6 protein-coding genes are annotated in these 5,736 nt (G+C 54.4%); 2 read left to right on the top strand and 4 right to left on the bottom strand.

The genetic code is table 11. The features are described from left to right. Positions 1-69 precede the first annotated feature (69 nt). Positions 70-549: a hypothetical protein gene (locus tag EKH80_RS23510; protein WP_126687234.1), complete on the top strand. Its 480-nt coding sequence runs from the start codon at positions 70-72 to the stop codon at positions 547-549. Positions 550-601: 52 nt separating this feature from the next. On the opposite strand, the gene EKH80_RS23505 is transcribed toward EKH80_RS23510, so the two are convergent. Both EKH80_RS23505 and EKH80_RS24515 read right to left on the bottom strand, forming a co-directional pair. Beyond that, positions 602-1,351, bottom strand: coding sequence for a hypothetical protein (locus EKH80_RS23505; RefSeq protein WP_196240433.1), 750 nt, complete (start codon positions 1,349-1,351; stop codon positions 602-604). Further along, positions 1,263-1,520, bottom strand: coding sequence for an HNH endonuclease (locus tag EKH80_RS24515; protein ID WP_126687232.1), 258 nt, complete (start codon positions 1,518-1,520; stop codon positions 1,263-1,265). The genes EKH80_RS23505 and EKH80_RS24515 overlap by 89 nt, the downstream gene beginning before the upstream one ends. Positions 1,521-1,753: 233 nt before the next feature. Here EKH80_RS24515 and EKH80_RS23495 point away from each other — a divergent pair, with 233 nt between their 5' ends. After that, entirely contained in the window at positions 1,754-2,215 is a 462-nt protein-coding gene (locus EKH80_RS23495) for a hypothetical protein (protein ID WP_126687231.1), read from the top strand. 34 nt (positions 2,216-2,249) lie between these two features. Here the strand turns inward: EKH80_RS23495 and EKH80_RS23490 are convergent, their stop codons facing one another. Together EKH80_RS23490 and EKH80_RS23485 are read right to left on the bottom strand one after the other, a co-directional pair. Further along, positions 2,250-3,896, bottom strand: coding sequence for an MASE1 domain-containing protein (locus EKH80_RS23490; RefSeq protein ID WP_126687230.1), 1,647 nt, complete (start codon positions 3,894-3,896; stop codon positions 2,250-2,252). A 172-nt stretch (positions 3,897-4,068) separates the two neighbouring features. Then, the gene (locus EKH80_RS23485; protein ID WP_126687229.1) at positions 4,069-4,863 is read right to left on the bottom strand and encodes a response regulator; all 795 of its coding nucleotides are present in this window, start codon (positions 4,861-4,863) and stop codon (positions 4,069-4,071) included. Positions 4,864-5,736: the final 873 nt, after the last annotated feature.

The following is a 5,736-nucleotide window of genomic DNA, read 5'->3' as shown; positions in this document are numbered from 1 at the left end:
CATCGGCGCCCTCACCAGGCGCTCGGCATGAAAACACCCGACGAGGCCTATGCTTTAGCGGCCTGACCTGTGCAGAAACCGCTGGGTCATTACATGCGGGTTGAAGTAGAACGCCTAAAGGCTGCCATGGCAGAGGCCGACATTGGTATTACACAATACGAGGCAGAGCGTCGCGTTTTCTTGGAGGAACAGCGACGCATGATCATTGAAGGAGTCGATGACCCCGAGCGTAAAGCTAGGATCAAACAGCACTACGATATTTTTAGTGAGGAATTGAAGACGTTGCGCGAGACAAAAGCGAATAGTGCCGGCGCTATGCAGAAGCGCGTCAATGAAATGGCAGTCGTAGCAACGGAAGAATTAAAAGTCCTGGCTCGCCTAATGTCGCCGGCTCTGAGAGAGGTAAGGAAAGGGCTAGGGTATTGGCTGTTTGATATGGGCGCTTTCAAAGAGCGCACGGAAAAAACTTTCGACATGGTCGACAACGCAATGAAAGGTGTGCAAGACAGTGTGAACAAACTTAAGTCCAGCGACAACAAAACGAGTTAGTTGGATTCCTTGTCTGTAAGTCCATGCTGATAGTAGGCGTCGGCAGGATTATCTATTTCCAAGCCGGAAGCGGCCATCTATCAGGCATCCAATGGAAGCTATCGTCAGATGGCTTTCTATATAAACTGGCGTCAACCACGGTAACGGTTGAAGTGGCTGCAATTTTTTCGAGAACTCTATTTACCTCTGTTGTGCCACTAACGTCGCCAACTAACACGTGGTAGGCGGGAGTCTGATAGTCTGGTTGAAATTGAATCTCCGCCACAATCAGCAGTTTATCTAGAAAATTAACGCAATTTGTACGTAGTTCGTAGCCGATGCCTGGCTGTATATCTGGATAGCTCCATCTGCCGCCGACTACATACGACAAATTTTTCTTTCTGCCAACAATGTACGGAAGACATATTGGGCGAAAATCATTCGGATCGAGAGAGCAAAGGACCTGCCCGTAGGCAATTTTAGCTAATAGTCGTGCAAAACTTTCTGGAACATGCCTAAATTTAACGATAGGTGGCTGCCCGTACTTCTCCATATACCGATCAATCTTTTGTCGATCGCAAATTGTCGTAAATTCCCATTGCTTTGATAAATCCATGCTCTCGGGGAAGCCGTCTAATATGCCTGCCGAGTGCATTCGATAAAAGACCATCGCCGCAGGGTACTCATCCACGGGAATCCGCAAAGTTTTTGATGGGTTATTTACATCGCGAACTTTAATGTAAGTTGGTCTTTTCTTTTTTTCGCCGGGATGGTGCATTGAATGCAATTCGCGCATCGCCCCAAAGCTCTCTCCCAACGTCAAGTTCAAATTTCGTAGTTATTTTTGCGCAGTCATCACAACTTGCTTCTTCGATTACGTGTTGTCCGCCGATGAAGTAAGGAAGAATGTGTTCATCTGTTAAGCGTAATCCTGATCGTCCGCAATAAATGCAGAGTCCCTTGGATGGAATGCGGGTTGGTCCATTGGTCATATTCTTAAATGCGTTTCAGGTTTTAGATTGTTATCGAACTTAATCGAGCACGTCTTTCAAGTAATTGCCATCACGACGTCGTCTCGCTACTGAAAGCGGAGGACGTCGAACCCTTTGACGGGCAGTATATCCAGGCTGGCCTAGAGAGTCCTCGGTCCTTCATGTCCGCACCTACATCTCACCTGCTACATTTTGGCTTCCGGTAGACGAACTACCATACCCAGGGGAAGCCCATGTCCCGTAGTCAAGGAAGTTCTTTGCGCAAGGCAATCGTCGGCGGTTTGGTCGCTTTGGTCCTGTCCAGTAGTGCTATGGCTCAAACCGCGGCGCCAGCATCGGGTTTAGGTCAATCGTGGCCCAATGCCGCCGACGTCAGTTCAAGCCCCCATTGGCATGTGTATGTCTTTGTCTTGAATGGCATTAAATACATTCAAATCAACGACCTGAATGGCAACGTGCATGCTGCCGTGGGTACTGCGGGGGGAGCTACGATTGTCCTGCCGGTAGGAATCGATACTCAGAACGTATCCACGCAGGCGCCTACTTCTGTGGCGTCCAGCGCTGCCACCATCTACAGCGATAGTTCGACCACAGTGACGGCAACTCCGCAGAGTGATGGAACAACAATGTTCCATGCAGTTCCCATGACTGGCAATTGCAATACCTATAACTGCGGCGGTGGCAGAGGTAGTTAGCGCTACCTCTTGCACTGTGGATGCCGCGATAACTTCAACGCACCCACAGTTGCGAGGCCGGCGGCAAGCTCTGATGTCCGAGCGTGAGGTGTTGCGCGTCGTTTAGAAACACCGACATTATCACTTTGTGCTCGTGGCGCTTGGTGTGGACTATGCCATCAAACAGGGCTGCCTGAGCCTCTATCGCAGGCTGAGTGCTGGTTGCAACGCCGAGTTTTGCCGCAAGGTTCGTACGCGGGAGAGCCTGAGGGGGAAGCTGCCGTAAAGCTGCAGGATCGCTTATGCCGGTGACGTGCAATACTGCCCAGCGGCGTTCGCCGATTTCCCCACCTCTGAGAATTAGCTTGACGTGGCTGCAAGCGAGTTGATCGCAGACCTGCGACACGCACTCGCAAGCTATGCGATAAATGGCCTGATGCACTGTTGAGGCAAGTTGCGAAAGGCCGCGCCCCTGGATGTCGAACTCATAGGCCACGCTGCATTCATCAAGGGCGCGCCCGATGGATTCCCGAAGCGCAGCAGGTAGACCGCGCTGGCGCCATGCAACGGGATGCAGGGACTCGGCGAGGCCAAATATTTGGTTTTGAGTGGCGCTGGTTTGTTGCGCGAGTTGCACCTTTTCGTCAGGGCTCAGGTAGCGTTGCAATCGCTGGATGATACGGCTTTGCGTAATCGACAGATTGCCGCCAACTGCTTCCAACGCATGCGACGTTTGACGTAAGCGTAAATCACCATGATGCAAGGATTGCTGGACAACCTTGATGGCTCTGCTCACCGTCAGCCGTTCCTGTTCTTGCGCATGAAGCTGGGATGCGATGCGAGCCCCCATGACGAACAGAAAAGTCACCGCAAAGGCAACAAAAGCCTGAGTCTGGATGACCACCGGATCAGGAACCGACTGGGTAAGGGCGCAAACGGCCACCACCGCGAGAGGGCCGGTGGCAGCAGCACCACGCCAGCCGAATTTAAGCGTAACCCACGCAACGGGGATGAACAGCGACCACTGCAAAATCGCTCCCGTTCCTGTATCCACACGGGTGCTCAGGCCGGCAATGAGCAATAGAACGGGGACTACGATGACCAGGGTAACAAAGGTCAGTGGCGCGCTTAGCGAGTCCGAAAGCATCTGGCGCAAGGGGCGGCCATTTCGCGCGACCACGAAAAAGAGTGGCCAGGTAATCACGGTCAAAATTGCCACGTAGGTGCCGACGAAGGTGCCTGCCAGCATGACGGGCGACAGATGCATCGTTGGATCGGTCGCGGTGATGAACCCCAGGTAGGTAACCAATGCCCAGACCAAGGACGTGGCCAGCGCACAGATCAGCAGCGCCTTAACGTCAATGACGCTCTTGGCGGGGAACAGTCCTAAGTGCTCGCGACAGAACCACACCACCGGCATTGCTATCGCAATGGGCGGGATCGACCATATCGTGGCGGTTACGTCCCCATATTGAGAAACGCATTGGAAGACCGAGTAGGCCAGGGGGCCGATTTCTCCCAGGGCTAAGGCGACCCAAAACCTGTAGGGGATGAACAGCAGACATGCCAGACGCAAGCCTGCCGTAAGGGACCAATGTGCGTCGGAGTAGGGGCGGACAAGGCAATACGCCAACGCGTACACGAGCGTGACAACAATTTGTAACGTCCACTCGCGCCCACGAAACCCTATTCCTTTCCCCATGCTCCGTGCCCCTGTCGCGAAATTATGTTTCGGCGTGCTGCATCCCCGGGCCGACGTCCTGACTATCGGCAATGCTGGAGATTGTTGTAGGGACTTTGTGAAATCGCCGTATAACTCTACTGAAAACCATAGGGGCAACTTGTCACAGCTTTCTGCAGCACGCCTGTTGTGCTTATTCAAAGTGACGGGCAATAGCTTCCTTCAGGGCGGCAAGGGTTTTCCGTATCCCATCCGGCTTCAGCGGCTTGTGGCCTCTTGCCGATTGCTCCAGCCGATCAGCCAGCTTGGCCGCCCGGTCTATACCCAGCACCAGAGCGACGCCATGCGTGCGGTGCGCATAGTGAACCATCAGAAACGTGTCGTGCGTTGCCAAGGCCTGCTCATAGGCATGGATTTCCGCTGCGAGGCAGGCACGGTACCACTGAGGCGTGTCCTCGAACGGTGGCAGCGATTCATTCGGCTCGTGGCTGACGGTAGGCGGCAGGTCTAGCCAAAGCCCCATTGATACTTGCAGTTTCTCGGCGCGCACCGGCTTTTGCAGTACGTCGACTATGTCGTCGTCCAGGCACAGCTGCCAAAAGAAGACATCCCGCTCCCCGGCCAGGATGATTATGGGGATGCAGGCCTGCCTTGCATGGCTTACCACTACCAAGCGCATCACCGTTTTGTAAGCCGCTGTGTCTGGCCCGTCGCAAGCTATCAGGATCAGGTCGGGCGCCTGGTAGGTAATGACGTTCAAGGCCGCCAGGCTGTCAGGAACGGCTAGCGGTTCCAGGTCCAGTGCCTTGAGCTGGCTGACCAGGACGCTGCGGCTTTGGGCGTCCTCATCGATCACCAGGATGCGCGCCGGCGTCGGGGTTGGTGTGGCGTTCGCACGATAGATCGCGGCGCGTTCTCTCACTGCCCAGCGGGTAGACGGCACTGCCACGTGGGAAGCGTAAGCGGTGAGTTGGGAAGATGCATTCATCTCGGATACTCCTTGGTAGTCACGCCGTACCTTGCGCACGGCGTGATGGGCACAGGGCCATGCCCTGCTTCGAAGTCAGAAAACGCTGACAGCAGAATTCGACTAAGAGCCCTTGACCACCGGACACCACGCTAGCTGCGTGGGCGTAAAGCGCGTGATTGGCACGATTGCGTGCGCGCCAAGGCGCACAAATGCCGTAAGATCGGTGATAGCCATGATCAACACTCCTATGTTGTTTGTGGTCAGCGAACCGTGTGAGTTGCAGCTCATGCGGTTCGCGCTTTACCTCTTACGTCGGGTGTGGGTTTCCCGTGGCGCTGGGCGCACCCGACGTGTTCAACTTTGCATGGATATGCCTGGCGTGTCTATCAGACGATGCTGATAATCAGGTAGTCGCATTTGCGATAGGGCGTGATGCCGGGCAGGGCGATGGGCGGGTTCGCATGGGTGGGTCACCCGAAATTTTCGAGAGCATGGTTGAGGTGACTAGTTAAACCGTCCGTGGAAACGGGGCCGGCCCTGAGGTGTCACCAGGATTTTCAGTCAAGAGCCATCCGTACATCAAAAAGTCAGCTTATTTGAGCGACGTCTGACGTTTTTGGCTCGTCATCCCGGCGAAGGCCGGAATCCAGTTCAAATACGTCGTGCGAAGCAATCAACATCGAAAAAGGAATGTGTCCTTCGGACGCGTATCTAAACTGGATTCCGGCCTTCGCCGGAATGACGATGCGCTCTGGAATAGCATCCCTGTGATGCCGACCTTGTCGAGATACCGTGAGCTCCCCCGTCAAGTGGACATTTCAGAAGTAGAGCTTCTGGCGTAGTGGTAACGGTACTCGGCGGGCGTCATACCGCCGAGCGCATCGTGGGGGC

The organism is Dyella choica, from assembly GCF_003977665.1.
GTDB classification, from domain to species: domain Bacteria; phylum Pseudomonadota; class Gammaproteobacteria; order Xanthomonadales; family Rhodanobacteraceae; genus Dyella_B; species Dyella_B choica.
This window is presented reverse-complemented; position numbering and strand designations above follow the sequence as displayed.

Coding starts and splice junctions, on each gene's coding strand:
- EKH80_RS24515 (WP_126687232.1), bottom strand. CDS start 1,520: ATGACCAATGGACCAACCCGCATTCCATCCAAGGGACTCTGCATTTAT.
- EKH80_RS23495 (WP_126687231.1), top strand. CDS start 1,754: ATGTCCCGTAGTCAAGGAAGTTCTTTGCGCAAGGCAATCGTCGGCGGT.
- EKH80_RS23490 (WP_126687230.1), bottom strand. CDS start 3,896: ATGGGGAAAGGAATAGGGTTTCGTGGGCGCGAGTGGACGTTACAAATT.
- EKH80_RS23485 (WP_126687229.1), bottom strand. CDS start 4,863: ATGAATGCATCTTCCCAACTCACCGCTTACGCTTCCCACGTGGCAGTG.